The organism is Streptomyces sp. NPDC096040 (genome assembly GCF_040303265.1).
Classification (GTDB): domain Bacteria; phylum Actinomycetota; class Actinomycetes; order Streptomycetales; family Streptomycetaceae; genus Streptomyces.
The window spans coordinates 1-15,986 of record NZ_JBEOTA010000022.1 but is presented as its reverse complement, the minus strand read 5'-3'; the positions used below and the strand labels follow the sequence as shown (position 1 = coordinate 15,986).

Here is a 15,986-nt window from a genome sequence, read left to right as displayed (position 1 = left end):
CCGACTTCACTGAGATTTGTCTGTGAGCCGCCCCGGCGACCTCGGCGGTTCGCCGTGCACCGGAAAGCCGTCGGTAGCGACCTCGATCCCCAATGGCTCGAACAACGGCACGGTCTCGCCGTACTTCCCGGACAGCATGTCCTGGCAGGCACCGTTGTCGGGGCGGGTGTGCAACGCCCGGGTCCCGTGCCGGGGATCGACGACGAGGAGGACCGGGACCCGGGCGACGGCGTACCGGTCGGCCTTGTCACGGATCTCGCGGGACTTCTCGGACGCGGAGATCACCTCGACGGCAAGCGCGGTGTCCTCGGGGGCGGCGAGCCAGTCGTCGTCCTCCGTCCACTCCATGGGCAGGACGATCAGATCGGGGGTCACATAGTCGTCCGGGTCGTCGGGGAGAGCGATCGACGACACCTCGAAGGCTCCCAACCGTTCCGGCAGCACTCCGCCGATCCGGTGGCGGGTCTGATGGACCACGCCCGCGTGCTTCCCACCCGGCGTCGGGGACAGCACGAGCTTTCCTCCCACGATCTGCACGCGCAGACCCGTCGCTTTCTCGATCCTCTCGGCGACTTCGCGGAGGTTCCCCGGGTGGGGGCGCGGACCGGACCAGGCGTCCGACGACACGGCCATGGCTCGCTGCCTCCGTCCCTCCGGCTCGGTGACGTCTCCGGCTGCGCGAGCGGGTTCGGTGGGAGGTCCGACATCCCGCTCGACTTCGCATTCCGGTCCACGGTACGGGGCACCCTCACCGCGCGCAGCCCGCCCGGCTGGTCCACGCTCCGACGCCAGGCGGTATGACTCGGGTATGATCCGAGTATGACCACGAAGATCACCGTGTCGCTCTCCGACGCCACCGCCGGTTACGTTCGTGCTCACGCCCCCGAGGGCAACGTGTCCGCATACATAGACCGTCTCATCCGACGCCAGATCACACTGGACGCGGCGAAGCAGCTGGCTGCCGCCGGTTACCGGCCGGATCTGGACGGCGAGGGCGACGCGTGGTGAACAAGGGGGACATCTGGCAGGTCAAGGGTGCCCAGGGTGAGCGCACCGTCTGTGTCGTCAGCCTCGACGGGCTCGACGAGACCTTCGGCGCATGTCTGGCCATCGTGCTGCACCCGCCGGGCGCCTATCCGGACACCATCATGTCCGTGCACCTGACCGCTCCCGTCGAAGCCGTCGCCGTGGCCCTCAATCTCACTCAGCTCAAGACAACGCGGTTCGACGACGGCACGTACCTGGGAAACATCGGCCCCGACGCCGTCGCCCGTATCGACGAGGCCCTGCGCGCGGTCCTCGACCTGTAACCTCGACGCCCCACTCAGAACGTCGTCGTCATCCCCCCGTCCACCGCGATCGTCTGCCCCGTGACGAAGGACGCCGCGTCGCTCGCCAGGAAGACCACGATGCCCGCGATCTCGGCCGGGCGGCCCCAGCGGCCCAGTGCCGTGCGGGTCCGCAGCCATCGCCCCCACTCCGGGTCCTGCGCCAGCTCCGTGTTGACGTCCGTCGCGAAGGTGCCGGGTGCCACCGAGTTCACCGTCGTGCCGCTGGGGCCGAGGTCGGCCGCCAGCGCCCGGGTCAGACCGTCGAGGCCCGCCTTCGCCGTGGCGTAGGCGACGTCCCCCGTACGGCCCAACTGGCCGACGACCGACGAGACGTTGATGATGCGGCCCGGGGTGCCACGTGCGGCCAGGCCTCGGGCCACCGTCTGGCTCAGCGCGTACGCCGAGGTCAGGTGGACGTCGAGCAGTGCGGACAGCTCGTCCGGGGTCATCTCGTGGACCCCGCGCCGGTCGCGGTGGCCCACGTTGTTGACAAGGATGTCGATCGCACCGAGGGCGGTCACCGCATCCTCGGCCGCCTCGCGGTCGGTCACGTCGAACGCCGCGCCCACCGCGTCGAAACCGTCGTCGCGGAGGGCCCCGGCCGCCGCCTCCAGCGTCGCCGGGTCCCGGCCGTTGAGGATCACCCGCGCGCCGGCGCCCGCCAGCCCCCGGGCCATCTCCAGGCCAAGGCCGCGCACGGAGCCGGTCACCAGGGCCGTACGCCCGTCGAGCGCGAAGTCCACGCCACCGCTCATCCGGCCACCTCCCGGAGAACCGTCGTATCCGCTCACCGTATCCGGCGGGCCGCCACGGCCTGACGGGCGTCCGGGTACTGGGCGGCGCTCACACGGCCTCGACCCCGAGCGGCCACATCACCCCGGTCATCTCCTCCGACAGCGTCCACAGTCGGCGGGCCGCCACCGGGTCGCTCGCCGCCGCGCTACGCCCCGCCAGCGCCGGTGCGCCCCGCAGCTCGCCGAAACCGCTCGGGCCGACATAGCCGGCGCCGGGCAGATCCTGGGTCGCCGCGTACAGCGTGGGCAGCGTGCCCCCGCGGTCGTCCTGGGCGACGAGCAGGTTGCCCAGGCGCATGCCGAGCCGGGCGAGTGGATTGGCGGTGTGGCTCTGGAGGTTGGTGGCCGCGTAGCCGGGGTGGGCGGCCAGCGCGCGGACCGGGGAGCCGGCCTCCGTCAGACGGCGCTGGAGTTCCAGGGTGAACAGGAGGTTCGCCAGCTTGGACTGGGCGTAGGCGCGGGTCGGTTGGTAGGTGCCGCGCAGGTTGACGTCGGCGAAGTGGATCACGCCCCCGCGGTGCAGCCCGGAGGAGACCGTCACCACCCGGTCCGTGAGGTACGGCAGCAGCAGGTTCGTCAGCGCGAAGTGGCCCAGGTGGTTCGTGCCGAACTGCATCTCGAAGCCGTCCTTGGTGGACAGCTCCGGCAGCATCATCACGCCCGCGTTGTTGATCAGGAGGTCCAGCGGGCGGTCCCAGCCCGCCGCGAACTCCCGTACCGAGGCCAGGTCCGCCAGATCCAGGCGGCGTACCTCCGTGCTGCCGTTCACCCGCGCGGCGGCCGCGCGCCCGCGCTCCGGGTCCCGTACCGCGAACACCACATGCGCGCCGGACCGGGCCAGCGCGTCCGCGGCGGTGAAGCCGATGCCGCTGTTGGCACCGGTGACCACGGCCGTACGGCCGGAGAGGTCGGGGAGATCGGACGCGTTCCACGTCCGGGTTTTCCCGCCGGTTTTCTTGCCTGTCTTCTCAGCCATGCCGCCAAAGTAGACGTCGCCAACAATGATGTCAATGACAACAAAGCTGGCATCGCCAACATCCGGGTTACGATGACCCCCATGCCGCAAAGCCGCCCCTACCACCACGGAGACCTGCGCGCCGCCCTGCTCACCAGCGCCGAGCGCACCCTGCGCGAGAAGGGTGCCGCCGCGCTCTCCCTGCGCGAACTGGCCCGCGACATCGGCGTCAGCCACGCCGCACCCGGCCGGCACTTCAAGGACAAGCAGGCCCTGCTGGACGCGCTCGCGCTCAGCGGGTTCGACCGGCTGAACCGGAGCCTGGCCTCGGCCGCCGTACCCGACGCCCCCCTCGAAACCCGCGTCACCGCGCTCGCCCGGGCCTATCTCACCTTCACCATCGAGAACCCCGAGCTGCTGGAGCTGATGTACGCCCGCAAGCACGACCCGGACATCGACAGCCGACTCGCCGACGCGGTCGAGCTCTCCATGGGCTCCTTCGTCCGGCTGGTCGCCGAAGCCCAGCAGCGCGGCGAGATCGTCGAGGGCGACCCGGAGCACCTCACCCTGGTCGCCGCGTCCGCCGTCCACGGCCTGGCCACCCTGGTCGCCAACGGCGCACTCCCGGCGGCCGAGGCGCTGGCCGGACTGGACGAACACGTCCACCTCCTGCTGCACGGCCTCAAGCCCCGCTGACGCCGGCTCAGCCGTCCGCATCCAAGGCTCGGTACGCCCGATCAACGCGCATTGAGGCCCCACTCGGCCACGCCTCAGGTCAACCGGACCCCAATTCCCGGCCATCCGCGCCCCAATGATCAGTAAGCCCCTGCCGCCCTTCGGTAACGCAGGAGTCAGGATTCCGAAACCCGTCTTGTTGTCGCGTACCCAACAAGGCGATGGTCGTCGCGGGCCGCCGCCCCCACCGGCAACCACACCGGTGGCTCCCCACTCGCAGGCCTCTGTCCCCCTCTTCCAGGAGGCTGTACGTTGCGTACGACCACCCCCACCACCCCCCACATACGCGGCAGATGGCGCCGCGTCGGCTCGGCGGCCGCGGCCACCGCCGCGCTGCTCGTCGCCGGTTTCGGCACGGCGGCGCACGCCACCGCGGCCACCGCCACCACGACCCACAAGGTCAGCGCCAAGGCCATCGCCGCCCAGGTCGCCAAGGCCCATGTGCAGTACGAGAAGGCCGGCTGCGGCGCCACCCCGAAGAAGGGCTTTGCCGCCTGCGACGCCCTGCGGGTCACCGGCGGCACCACCGCCTTCATGGAGAAGCAGGCCGCGCTCAAGGGCGTGACCCCGAAGACCGTCAAGCCGAACGCCGCGTCCGACTCCCCCACCGGATACGGCCCTTCGGACCTCCAGTCGGCCTACGGTCTGACCTCCGCCGCCTCCTCGAACGGCTCGGGCGAGACCGTCGCCATCGTCGACGCCTACGACGACCCGAACGCCGCGTCCGACCTCGCGACCTACCGGTCGTACTACGGCCTGTCGGACTGCACCACCGGCAACGGCTGCTTCAAGAAGGTCTCCCAGACCGGCTCGACGACCTCCCTCCCCTCCGCCGACAGCGGCTGGGCCGGTGAGATCTCGCTCGACCTCGACATGGTCAGCGCGACCTGCCCGAACTGCAACATCCTGCTCGTCGAGGCCAAGTCGGCCTCCGACGCCAACCTGGGCACCGCGGTGAACGAGGCCGTCAAGCTGGGCGCCAAGTTCGTCTCCAACAGCTACGGCGGCTCCGAGTCGTCGTCGGACACGTCGTACGACACCTCGTACTACAAGCACGCGGGCGTGGCCATCACCGCGAGCGCCGGTGACGAGGGCTACGGCGCCGAGTACCCGGCCGCCTCCCGGTATGTGACCGCCGTCGGCGGCACCGCTCTCAAGACGTCCTCCAACAGCCGCGGCTGGACCGAGAGCGTCTGGAAGACCTCCAGCACCGAGGGCACCGGCTCCGGCTGCTCCGCCTACGACGCCAAGCCGACCTGGCAGACCGACACCGGCTGCACCAAGCGCATGATCGCTGACGTCTCGGCGGTCGCCGACCCGGCCACCGGAGTCTCCGTCTACGACTCCTACGGCGCCGACGGCACCGGCTGGAACACCTACGGCGGCACCAGCGCCTCCTCGCCGATCATCGCCTCGGTCTACGCCCTGGCCGGCACCCCGGGCAGCAGCGACTACCCGGCGCAGTACCCGTACGCGGCGGCCGGCACCTCGGCGCTGAACGACGTGACGAGCGGCAACAACGGCTCGTGCTCCACGTCGTACTTCTGCACCGCCAAGTCGGGCTACGACGGCCCGACCGGCTGGGGCACCCCCGAAGGGACCGACGCCTTCACCGGCTAGGTCCCGGCAGAACCTCCCCGTCGGGTCACGGGGAGCCGCCACCGTGAGGGGGACGTGGGGTTCCTCTCGGCGGCACGGAAAGGGAAACGGGTCACGGCAGCCGGCCGTGACCCGTTTTTCGCACCTTGAGCACCTCGTGACACCTTGGCAAGTCCCTTGAGAATCCTGTGCGTCGAGTCAAGCGTCCGTCACTCGCAGGACAACGGGCGGCCATCGAAGGGTCACGCGAACGCCCCGTTCGGCAATGCGGAAGTCATGATTCCCGTAGCCCCTTGTTGTCGCGTACTCAACAAAGGATTCTCTTCGCGGGCCGCCGCCCGATCGCCGGGGAACCCGTACCGGCGGTCAACCGCACCAGATCGCACCCGCACCGCCCCTGTTCCAACCCCGTACCGGAACTCAGGAGGCTGCACGCATGCGTTCCACTCCCCCCAACAGACCGTCCACACGCGGTGGCTGGCGCCGCATCGGCACAGCTGCAGCGGCCACGGCCGCGCTGCTGCTCACCGGATTCGGCACCGCCGTCCAGGCCGACGCGGCACCTTCCGTCTCCTCCGCCAAGGTGACCTACACCGCGACCCCCTGTGCCACCCCCAAGCACAAGGGCGAACTCGCCTGCAACTCCTACCGCGTCACCGGCGGTCTCACCGCCTACCAGAAGCAGCAGGCCGCGAAGACCGGCATCACCCCCAAGGCCGCCGACGCGTCCACCCCCTCCGGCTACAGCCCGACCAACCTCCGCTCGGCCTACGGCCTGACCTCCGCCGCCGCCTCCAACGGCTCGGGCGAGACCATCGCGATCGTCGACGCGTACAACGACCCGAACGCCGAGTCCGACCTCGCGACCTACCGCTCGTACTACGGCCTCTCCGCCTGCACCACGGCCAACGGCTGCTTCAAGAAGGTCAGCCAGACGGGCTCGACGACCTCGCTGCCCACGTCCGACTCCGGCTGGTCCGAGGAGATCTCCCTCGACCTCGACATGGCCTCCGCGATCTGCCCGAACTGCAAGATCCTGCTCGTCGAGGCGACCAGCGCCACCATGGCCAACCTGGGCAAGTCGGTGAACGAGGCGGTCACCCTGGGCGCGAAGTTCGTGTCCAACAGCTACGGCGGCTCCGAGTCCTCCTCGGACACCTCGTACGACACCTCGTACTTCAACCACACCGGTGTCGCCATCACCGTGAGCGCGGGTGACAGCGGCTACGGCGCCGAGTACCCGGCCGCCTCCAAGTACGTGACCTCGGTCGGCGGCACCAAGCTGTCGACGTCCTCCACCACCCGTGGCTGGACCGAGACCGTCTGGAAGACCAGCTCCACCGAGGGCACCGGCTCCGGCTGCTCCGCCTACGACGCCAAGCCGACCTGGCAGACCGACACCGGCTGCACCAAGCGCATGATCTCGGACGTGTCCGCGGTGGCCGACCCGGCGACCGGCGTCTCCGTCTACGACTCCTACGGGGTCACCGCCGGCTGGTACACCTTCGGCGGCACCAGCGTCTCCGCGCCGATCATCGCCGGTGTCTACGCCCTGGCCGGCACCCCGTCCAGCGGTTCCTACCCGGCGAAGTTCCCGTACGGCTACGCGGGCACCTCGTCCCTCAACGACGTGACGAGCGGCAGCAACGGCACCTGCACCACGTCGTACTTCTGCACCGCCACGACCGGCTACGACGGTCCGACCGGCTGGGGCACCCCGGAGGGCATCACGGCCTTCGCGGGCTGAGCACACCTGATCCGCCCTCAGCAAGCCTGTGGGCCCCGGCAGATGCCGGGGCCCACAGGCCTTTTCCGTATGAGTACCGTGAGAACATCGTCTCGACCCGTCACCCGACCAGCCGCCACAGAACGTGCCAGGTCGCGAAGGGGGTCAACGACGGAACCACACGACAGGTTCCGCTCAGGCCTCATTGCCCGGCGTGACCTGCCGTGATACACAGAGTGACCGTACGGGCCATTCGTACGAAACCCGCCAATCGATGACGTCAAGTCGACATACTCCGGCGACGTTTTCGGCGAGAATGAGGCGTGACCTCTGCACCCGGCAGGGGCGAACGGAACTACCCACCAGGGGCGGTGACTTACGTGTTCTATGCGGCCGACAAGGGAGACATCAACACCATCATCGGCGGGATCGCTCCGGACTGGGGCCCCTTCGGCAGCCTGGGCAACGAGGCGAAGACGATGATCCAGGTGGTCATGGCCGTCGCCATCCTGCTCTGCCTCGGCATCGCCGTCTGGGGTGCCGCCAAACAGCGCATCGGCGCCACGGCTCTCCGCGACACCTTCAGTGCCGAACAGGGCAAGGGCCTCATCATCGCCGGACTGACCGGAGTCTTCATCATCGGCTCACTCGGCACCCTGTTCACGATCGTGTACGGCATGGCCGTCTAGCCAATCTGCACCTCCCTTTCCCCCGCTCCGAGGTTGCGTTTCCCTGATGTCGAGTCACCACACCGCGCCCGCGCGGGAACCAGCACGGCTACCGTCGTACTGCTACGCGTTCCGGTACGACGTGGAGGGGGAGTACGCGGCATGAGCCTCGGAGACGAGCCCGGCTACCCGGATACGGGCCACACCCGCACCCGCCTGCCCGGGAGCGACCCGTACGGCGGCGCCTCCCGCCGCGGCGGCCGCTCCTCCTCCAGAAGCCTGGTCACCGTCGTCGGCGTGGTCGTCCTCCTCATCGCGGCCATCGCCTTCGCGAACAGGGGCGGGGACGGCAACTCGTCGTCGGCAACGGGCGACGCGAGTGGCAGCGGGGGCGGGCCGACGACCTCGTCAACAGCGGCGAGCGGCACAAAGCCGGTGGAGACGAAGAGCAACGAGGGAATCCCCACCGGGTTCGCGCACACCTCGCAGGGGGCGCAGAGCGCGGCGGCGAACTACGCGGTGACTCTGGGCTCGACCGGCATGTTCAACAAGGACTACCGGCACCAGATTGTCGCCAGCCTTTACACATCGACCGCGGCGAACCAGCTCCAGAGCGCCATGGACTCGGCATACTCGGCGAACTTCCTGAGCAAGATGGGCCTGGACGCGACCGGCAATCCGCCGCAGGGCAGCACCTTCGTCTCGCGCACGGTACCGGTGGGAACCACGGCTGAGCAGTACAGCGACAGCAGCGCCAAGATCGCCGTCTGGTACATGGGGCTCATCGGCATGTCGGGTAACTCCTCGACCAACCCCGTGACCACCACCTGGAAGACCTGGACCTTCGACCTCCAGTGGACTGGCGGCGACTGGAAGATCAGAGCGGACACACAGACGGACGGACCGGCGCCGGTTCCCGGTGACGACCAGGCCGCCACATCCGACGAGATCAGCAAGGCAGTCGAGCAGTACGGAGGGTTCACTTATGCCCGGTAACCCGCGTCGCGCACTAAAGCTCGCAGGCATGCTGACCGCTGTACAGACCACACTGGTGCTGCTGGCCACCCGGGCCGTGGCGGACCCGTCACCGTCCGCCACCCCCACCCTCTCGCCGTCGCCCTCCGCATCGTCGAGCAGTGACTCCTGCGGCCTGCTGATCGGCCCCGCCAAGCAGTACTGCGAAAACGACAGCGGCCCCACCGGAGGAGGCGGCTCCACCACCGACCGCCTCACCTCCACCCTCGACCCTCTCTCCTCCCTCGCCCAGGGCTGCGCCAAGGCCGCCTCCTGGACCGTCGACAAGCTCAGCGGCGCCGTGAAGGAGACCGCCAACGTCGACTTCACCAACGAGAAGTTCCTCCAGCAGTACGCCGTCGTCTTCGCCGCGTCGACGATCCTCACCCTCCTCCTGTGGCTGCTGGCCGTGGCCAAGCGGGCCGTACGCGGGGTCCCCCTCAGCACCGCCATCTCCGAAGCCATCGGCTTCCTCTGGCTGACAGTGCTGGCGTCCGCCTTCACGCCCCTGATCCTCTACACCGTCGTATCGGCCACCGACGGCGTCTCCGAGGTCCTCGCCAAGACCACCGGCGACCAGACGGACGCGTTCTTCGGCACCTTCTCCGGCGCCCTCAGCAAGGGCGACAACATCGGCGGCGGCCCGATCATGCTGATCGTCGTCTCCCTGGTCAGCATCCTCGCCGCCGGCGTCCTCTGGCTGGAGCTCGTCATCAGGGCCGCCCTGCTCTACGTCGGCGCCCTCCTCGGCACCGTCGTCTACGCCGGTCTCGTCGACAAGAACCTGTGGGGCCACGTCCGGCGCTGGGCCGGCATCATGATCGCCGTCATCCTCGTGAAGCCGGTCATCGTGATAGTGCTCGGCCTCGCCGGCGCCCTGTCCTCCGACGGCGGCCCCGACGCCTTCTCCGCCGTCGTCTCCGGCCTCGCCATCATTCTGCTCGCCATCTTCGCCAGCGCGATGATCTACCGCTTCGTCCCCGGCTTCGGCGACGAGATCGCGGCCGGCCGCAGCAACCGCATCATGCAGGGCGCCGAGGGCAAGGCCGCCGCCGTCATCAGCAGCCCCGCCAACCTGGTCGCCCAGGGCATCAGGACGCACAGCGCCCGCACCGACAACAACGGCGGCGGGGGCGGCGGTTCCGCCTCCGCCGGTCCCCGCCCGTCCAACCCGGCCTCGGGCGGCGTCGCCGCGCACAGCACGCGCACCCCGAATGGTGGTGGCGGCGGATCTGTCCCCTCCGCCGCACCCGCACCCCGCGCACCCAGCCCGGTGAACACCCCGCACGCCGGCAACACCCGCAACAACAGCTCGGGAGGTGAAGGGCGTTGACGACCGAGTCTCATCTGTCCCATCCGATCACGCCCCGCCGTACGTATCTGATCGGCCGCGCCCGGCCGAACGCGATCGTCGGCCGGAACCGTGAGTCCGGCGAGATCGTGCTGATCATCGCGGGCGCGTTCCTCGGCATGATGTGCGGGCTCCTCGTCCCGGTCCTGTCCCTGCGGATCGTGCTGCTCATGGGCTTCCCGCTGCTCGCGCTGGCGGCGGTCTACGTGCCGTACAAGCGCCGTACGTTCTACAAGTGGTTCGAGATCAACCGCAGTTACAAGCGCACCCTGCGCAGCGGCACGGTCTACCGTTCCACGGCCGCCGAGGCCGGCACCCGGATCGACGGCCGTGAGGTCGAGATCGGGCCCCCGCCCGGCATCGGCCGTATCTCCTGGCTCGCCGCCCCGTTCGGCCCGGACGAGATCGCCGTACTCCTCCACGCCGACCGCAAGACGGTCACCGCCGCCATCGAGATCGAGGGCCCCGGCGTCGGCCTGCGCGACTCCGAGGACCAGGAAGCCCTCGTCGACCGCTTCGGCACCCTCCTCAAGCACGTGGCCAACGGCGACGGCTTCGTCACCCGCCTCCAGATGCTCGCCCGCACCCTCCCCGCCGACCCCGACGCCCACGCCAAGGACGTCGCCCAGCGCGGCAACGACAAGGCCCCGGAGTGGCTGTCCCGCTCCTACGACCAGCTCCAGTCCATGGTCTCCACCAGCAGCGAGCAGCACCGCGCCTACCTCGTCGCCTGTATGCACTACTCCCGCGAACTGGCCGCCGAGGCCCAGGCGATGGCCCGCGCCGCCCGCCCCCAGGGCGGCCGCAAACTGGACCGCGACGCCGGTCTGGCGGTCGTCATGGCCCGCGAGCTCACCGACATCTGCTCCCGCCTCCAGGAGGCGGACATCCGCGTCCGCCAGCCCCTGGGCCAGGGCCGGCTCTCCTCCCTGATCCACTCCATGTACGACCCGGACCACCCCATCGACCACATCCAGGCGATGACCCAGCGCAACGCCTGGCCGGCCGAACTGGACGCCATGGAGCCGACGTTCCTCCAGGCGAAGACCCGCGAGTCGAGCACCCGCGAGCCCTGGTGCCACGCCACGGCCTGGGTGAAGGAGTGGCCGATGACCCCGGTCGGCGTCAACTTCCTGGCACCCCTCCTCGTCCACACCCCGGACGTCATCCGCACGGTGGCGGTCACCATGGACCTCGAACCCACCGAGGTGGCCATCGAACGCATGCTCACGGAGAAGACCAACGACGAGGCGGAGGCGTCCCGCGCCGCCAAGATGAACCGGACCGTGGACCCGCGCGACGTCGCCGCCCACAACCGCATCGACCAGCGCGGCGAGGACCTGGCCAGCGGCGCGGCCGGCGTCAACCTGGTCGGCTACATCACCGTCTCCTCCCGAAACCCGGAGGCCCTCAACCGCGACAAACGCACGATAAGGGCGTCCGCCGGAAAGTCGTACCTCAAACTGGAGTGGTGCGACCGTGAGCACCACCGCGCCTTCGTGAACACACTTCCCTTCGCCACCGGAATCCGAAGGTAGAGGCTGATGCGCTGATGAGGGACCCGCTGTCCGTCCTCACCGAAGCCTTCACGTCCTTCCTGTTCGGGAAGGTCGAGACGACCCGCTCCCCGGTCCGCACCTCCACCGGCCAGGCCCAGGCCGTCTACCTCCCCACGGCCGCCCCCGGCCTGGGCGACTCGGGCGTGATCATCGGCCGCGAGGTGTACTCCGGAAAGGGCTACATCTACGACCCGTTCCAGCTCTACGGCCAGCAGCTCCCCGCCCCGCACTGGCTGGTCCTCGGCGAGTCCGGCAACGGCAAGTCGGCCCTGGAGAAGACCTACGTCCTACGGCAGCTGCGCTTCCGCGACCGCCAGGTCGTCGTCCTGGACGCCCAGGGCGAGGACGGCGTCGGCGAATGGAACCTCATCGCGGAAGAGCTGGGGATAACACCCATCCGGCTCGACCCGACGGCGGCCCTGAACCACGGCATCCGGCTGAACCCGCTGGACCCGTCCATCACCACCACCGGCCAGCTGGCGCTGCTCCGCACCATCATCGAAGTCGCGATGGGCCACGGCCTCGACGAACGCTCGGGCTTCGCCCTGAAGGTCGCCCACTCGTACGTCAACGAGACGATCCTCGACCGCCAGCCGGTCCTGATGGACATCGTCGAGCAGCTACGGCACCCCGAGCCGGAGTCCGCGGAGGCGATGAACGTCGCCATAGACGACGTACGGGCCTGGGGCCTGGACGTCGCCCTGGTCCTGGACCGCCTGGTCGACGGCGACCTGCGCGGCATGTTCGACGGCCCCACGACGGTGGGCATCGACCTCGACGCCCCCCTCATCGTCTTCGACCTCTCCCACATCGACCGCAACTCCATCGCCATGCCCATCCTGATGGCGATCGTCGGCGTGTGGCTGGAGCACACCTGGATCCGCCCAGACAGGAAGAAGCGCATCTTCCTGGTCGAAGAGGCCTGGCACATCATCAACAGCCCCTTCGTCGCCCAGCTCTTCCAGCGCCTGCTGAAGTTCGGCCGACGGCTCGGCCTCTCCTTCGTCGCGGTCGTCCACCACCTCTCCGACGTCGTCGACGGCGCGGCGGCGAAGGAGGCGGCGGCGATCCTGAAGATGGCGTCGACAAGGACGATCTACGCCCAGAAGGCGGACGAGGCCAGGGCGACGGGCCGGGTACTCGGCCTCCCCCGCTGGGCGGTGGAAATCATCCCCACCCTCACCCCCGGTATCGCCGTCTGGGACGTCAACGGCAATGTCCAGGTGGTCAAACACCTGATCACCGAGACCGAACGCCCACTCGTCTTCACGGACCGTGCGATGACCGAGTCGTCCGCCGACCAGCTCGCCGCCGCCGACGACGCCCTGCACGCCGCCGAACTGGAGGCGGAGCAGCGGGCGGCGGCCTTCGTCGAACACCACCTCGGCGACTCGGAATCCACGGTGGCGTAGGGAGGACCCGATCGTGAGACCGGACCCCCGGCAGGAACGCGAACAGCAGGGCGGCGGCATCCCCGACGGCCTGCTGATCGCGACACTCGCGTTCCTGCTCGGCATCACGGTACTGGTGTGGACGGCGACAGGCCTGGCTGCCTGGTTCTCCCACGGCACCTGGCCGTCGACCGTCAACCTCTCCCGCACTCCGCTCGCGATGCGCCACCTCATCGGCGAACCGCACGACATCACCGGCGCCTGGCCGGACACACCGGCGGCGCAGCTGTCCGGGTGGGGGCTGTTCTGGGGCCTGTTCATCGGCCAGCTGATGATCCTGATCGTCCTCACCGTGTTCGTGATGGGGACGGTGGCGAGATGGCGCGCGGGCAGGAAGAGACGGGCGACGGAGCCAAACAGGGCGGCGACGTCCCCGGTTCCGGAGCCACGCGCACAACCGGAGCCGAGCAGGACACCCACCGCACCGGAGCCGGCCGTCCCGGAACCAGGGATCGAACACACGGACGGCGACCAAACCAGCACGGCCCCCAACAGGTTCTACGCCCACCCCTCTTCGAACGGTGAACGGACGGATGGATGGGCGGGACGGACGAAAATCCACATCGCGCCCAGGGATACCCGCCACGCCGCCGCAACCCAGGCCATACAGGACGCAGCCGGCCCCGCCCTCATCGTCACCTCGAACCCCGCCCTCTGGTCCGACACCAAGGACGCCCGAGCCAAACTGGGCCCAGTCCTCCTCTACGACCCGAACCACCTCTGCGACACCCCGGCCCGCTTCCACTGGTCGCCCACGGCCAACTGCGAGGACAAGCAGACCGCGATCCTGTGCGCCCAGGCACTCCTCACCCCCGTGAAACCCACCGCCAAGATCGACCAGGCGGTCACCGACACGGCCGAAACGCTCCTGCGCAGCTACCTCCACGCAGCCGCCTTGGAGAACCGCACGATCCGCCATGTCCACCGCTGGGCACAGGGCACGGGCATCCAGGACGCCGTACGAACCCTCCGCACCCACCCGAAGGCGGCCCCCGGCGCCGCCGGCGAACTCGAAGCCGCGCTCACCTCCCACCCCGAACGCCGGGACATCGCCCAGGAGTTGACCGCCCGGGCACTCGCCGCCCTCTTCACGGTCAACGTCCGCGAGGCCTGCACACCCCACCGATCCGATGCACTCGCCCTGGATTCCTTCGTGGCCGAAGGGGGCACGCTTTATGTGGTCGGTGAATCCATCGAGGACCCCAGGACCAACCCCGGCGCGATGCCCCTCCTGACGGCCCTTGTCTCAAGCGTGGTCGAGCGCGGCCGGCGCATGGCCGAACGGTCATCCTCCGGTCGGCTCGACCCACCACTGACCCTGGTCCTGGACGACGTGGCGGCCGTGGCCCCGCTCCCCCAGCTCCCCGACCTTCTCACCACCGGCACCGAGCAGGGCCTGCCGACCCTCGCCCTGCTCCGCTCCCACGAACAGGCCCGCTCCCGCTGGCCACACCGGGAACTGCCGGTCTAGGCAGATGCCGGGGACGGCCACTCCAGAACGAACTCCACCTCGTTCTGCACCTCGTCCTTGAAGAACGGCACGAGTACACCGCTCGGCAGGAACCCGGCCTTGCGGTACGCCCCCTGCGCCCGCACGTTCTCCTCGTGCACCAGCAGCCGCACCCGCTCGGCGCCCCGCTCCCGTGCCCAAGCCACACCGGCGTCGAACAGCGCCTTGATCAGCCCGCTCCCACGGTGCTCGGGACGCACGAACACCCCGACGACATGCCCCTGCCGCCGCTCGACCGGAGCCCCGGCCCAGTCCGTCGACCCCGCCTCCTCGATGAGCACGGTCAGACTCCCGGCCCACACCCCGTCCGCCGCCTCGGCGATGAACTGCCGCGCACCACTGGGCTCCTCGGCCGACCGCGCGGCCCGCTCCTGATAGAAGGAGTCCGGCCGGGCGACGGCGTCATCGTAGGTCTCCAGGAACGCGATCCCCGCAACCGGGTCCCGCAACGCGACGAGCCTCAGCCGCTTCGCGGCCTCCCACTCATCAGCCCGTATCGCTCGAACAACGTAATCACCGCTGGTCATCGCACTCATACGGCCACGGTAGCCGCCACCAACCGCCCCGTTCACCTCGTTTACGGCGCTCGCCCAAGGGCCCGTTGTCAGTGCCTGCGCCTACCGTGGACGCCATGACGACTCTGCAGAACCGCCCGAACACCGCCCTGCTGATCGTGGACGTGCAGAACGGGGTGGTGGACAGCTCCCACAACCGCGACGAGGTCATCGCCAACATCAACTCCCTGATCGCCAAGGCCCGTTCCGAGGCGGTTCCGGTGGTCTGGATCCAGCACTCCAGCGACGAGCTGAAGCCGGACAGCGCCCCTTGGCAGTACGTCCCGGAACTGACCCGCGAGGAAGCCACCGAGCCCCTCGTCCACAAGCGCTACGGCGACTCCTTCGAGGACACCGAGCTGGAGTCCGTCCTGGCCGAACACGGCGTGGGGCGCGTGGTGGTCACCGGCGCCCAGACCGACGCCTGCATCCGCTCCACCCTGCACGGCGCGATGGTCCGCGGTTACGACGCCACGCTGGTCGGCGACGCCCACACCACGGAGGACCTCACCGCCTACGGCGCGCCGGCCCCGGAACAGGTCATCGCGCACACGAACCTCTACTGGCAGTGGCAGGAGGCCCCCGGCCGCAAGGGCGGCACGGTCGACACAGCGGACGTGACCTTCTAGCCGGACAATGCCCATAAACGCGAAAGAGCCCCACACCGTGAGGTGTGGGGCTCTTTCCCAATATTTGTTCGGCGGTGTCCTACTCTCCCACAGGGTCCCCCCTGCAGTAC

General features: G+C 69.5%; 16 protein-coding genes. 12 read left to right on the top strand and 4 right to left on the bottom strand.

The annotated features are described in order from the left end of the window. Nucleotides 1-6: 6 nt before the first annotated feature. Nucleotides 7-633: a Uma2 family endonuclease gene (locus ABTY98_RS27865; protein ID WP_352223754.1), complete on the bottom strand. Its 627-nt coding sequence runs from the start codon at nt 631-633 to the stop codon at nt 7-9. 186 nt (nt 634-819) lie between these two features. On the opposite strand from ABTY98_RS27865, the gene ABTY98_RS27860 reads away from it, so the two are divergent. Continuing rightward, a complete protein-coding gene (locus ABTY98_RS27860) occupies nt 820-1,008 on the top strand; it encodes a toxin-antitoxin system HicB family antitoxin (protein WP_352223753.1) in 189 nt (62 codons plus the stop codon). Then, entirely contained in the window at nt 1,005-1,310 is a 306-nt protein-coding gene (locus ABTY98_RS27855; protein WP_352223752.1) for a hypothetical protein, read from the top strand. Before ABTY98_RS27860 ends, ABTY98_RS27855 begins: the two co-directional genes overlap by 4 nt. Nucleotides 1,311-1,324: 14 nt before the next feature. Here ABTY98_RS27855 and ABTY98_RS27850 read toward each other — a convergent pair whose 3' ends face one another. Further along, nucleotides 1,325-2,086: an SDR family oxidoreductase gene (locus ABTY98_RS27850; protein ID WP_352223751.1), complete on the bottom strand. Its 762-nt coding sequence runs from the start codon at nt 2,084-2,086 to the stop codon at nt 1,325-1,327. Nucleotides 2,087-2,174: 88 nt separating this feature from the next. Then, nucleotides 2,175-3,101, bottom strand: a complete 927-nt coding sequence (locus ABTY98_RS27845) for an oxidoreductase (RefSeq protein WP_352223750.1) — start codon at nt 3,099-3,101, stop codon at nt 2,175-2,177. A gap of 72 nt (nt 3,102-3,173) precedes the next feature. Here ABTY98_RS27845 and ABTY98_RS27840 point away from each other — a divergent pair, with 72 nt between their 5' ends. From ABTY98_RS27840 to ABTY98_RS27800, 9 genes are all read left to right on the top strand, one after another. Next, a complete protein-coding gene (locus tag ABTY98_RS27840; protein ID WP_352223749.1) occupies nt 3,174-3,776 on the top strand; it encodes a TetR/AcrR family transcriptional regulator in 603 nt (200 codons plus the stop codon). A gap of 291 nt (nt 3,777-4,067) precedes the next feature. Beyond that, nucleotides 4,068-5,435: a S53 family peptidase gene (locus tag ABTY98_RS27835; RefSeq protein ID WP_352223748.1), complete on the top strand. Its 1,368-nt coding sequence runs from the start codon at nt 4,068-4,070 to the stop codon at nt 5,433-5,435. A gap of 415 nt (nt 5,436-5,850) precedes the next feature. After that, nucleotides 5,851-7,161, top strand: coding sequence for a S53 family peptidase (locus ABTY98_RS27830; protein WP_352223747.1), 1,311 nt, complete (start codon nt 5,851-5,853; stop codon nt 7,159-7,161). A 359-nt stretch (nt 7,162-7,520) separates the two neighbouring features. Continuing rightward, complete coding sequence (locus ABTY98_RS27825; protein ID WP_351328461.1) at nt 7,521-7,829, top strand: DUF8827 family protein; 309 nt, start codon at nt 7,521-7,523, stop codon at nt 7,827-7,829. A gap of 141 nt (nt 7,830-7,970) precedes the next feature. Beyond that, entirely contained in the window at nt 7,971-8,804 is an 834-nt protein-coding gene (locus ABTY98_RS27820; RefSeq protein ID WP_352223746.1) for a DUF8175 domain-containg protein, read from the top strand. Continuing rightward, nucleotides 8,794-10,155, top strand: a complete 1,362-nt coding sequence (locus ABTY98_RS27815; protein WP_352223745.1) for a hypothetical protein — start codon at nt 8,794-8,796, stop codon at nt 10,153-10,155. Before ABTY98_RS27820 ends, ABTY98_RS27815 begins: the two co-directional genes overlap by 11 nt. Continuing rightward, nucleotides 10,152-11,711, top strand: a complete 1,560-nt coding sequence (locus tag ABTY98_RS27810) for an SCO6880 family protein (protein ID WP_352223744.1) — start codon at nt 10,152-10,154, stop codon at nt 11,709-11,711. Before ABTY98_RS27815 ends, ABTY98_RS27810 begins: the two co-directional genes overlap by 4 nt. 14 nt (nt 11,712-11,725) lie before the next feature. Next, entirely contained in the window at nt 11,726-13,144 is a 1,419-nt protein-coding gene (locus ABTY98_RS27805; protein WP_352223743.1) for an ATP-binding protein, read from the top strand. Nucleotides 13,145-13,157: 13 nt separating this feature from the next. After that, the gene (locus ABTY98_RS27800; protein ID WP_352223742.1) at nt 13,158-14,654 is read left to right on the top strand and encodes a type IV secretory system conjugative DNA transfer family protein; all 1,497 of its coding nucleotides are present in this window, start codon (nt 13,158-13,160) and stop codon (nt 14,652-14,654) included. On the opposite strand, the gene ABTY98_RS27795 is transcribed toward ABTY98_RS27800, so the two are convergent. Continuing rightward, on the bottom strand, nt 14,651-15,220 hold the full coding sequence (locus ABTY98_RS27795) for a GNAT family N-acetyltransferase (RefSeq protein WP_502994377.1): 570 nt from the start codon (nt 15,218-15,220) through the stop codon (nt 14,651-14,653). The two genes, ABTY98_RS27800 and ABTY98_RS27795, sit on opposite strands and share 4 nt — an antisense overlap. Before the next feature lie 104 nt (nt 15,221-15,324). On the opposite strand from ABTY98_RS27795, the gene ABTY98_RS27790 reads away from it, so the two are divergent. Then, nucleotides 15,325-15,876 (top strand): isochorismatase family protein, encoded by a 552-nt coding sequence (locus ABTY98_RS27790; RefSeq protein WP_352223740.1) that lies wholly within the window; start codon nt 15,325-15,327, stop codon nt 15,874-15,876. Nucleotides 15,877-15,986: the final 110 nt, after the last annotated feature.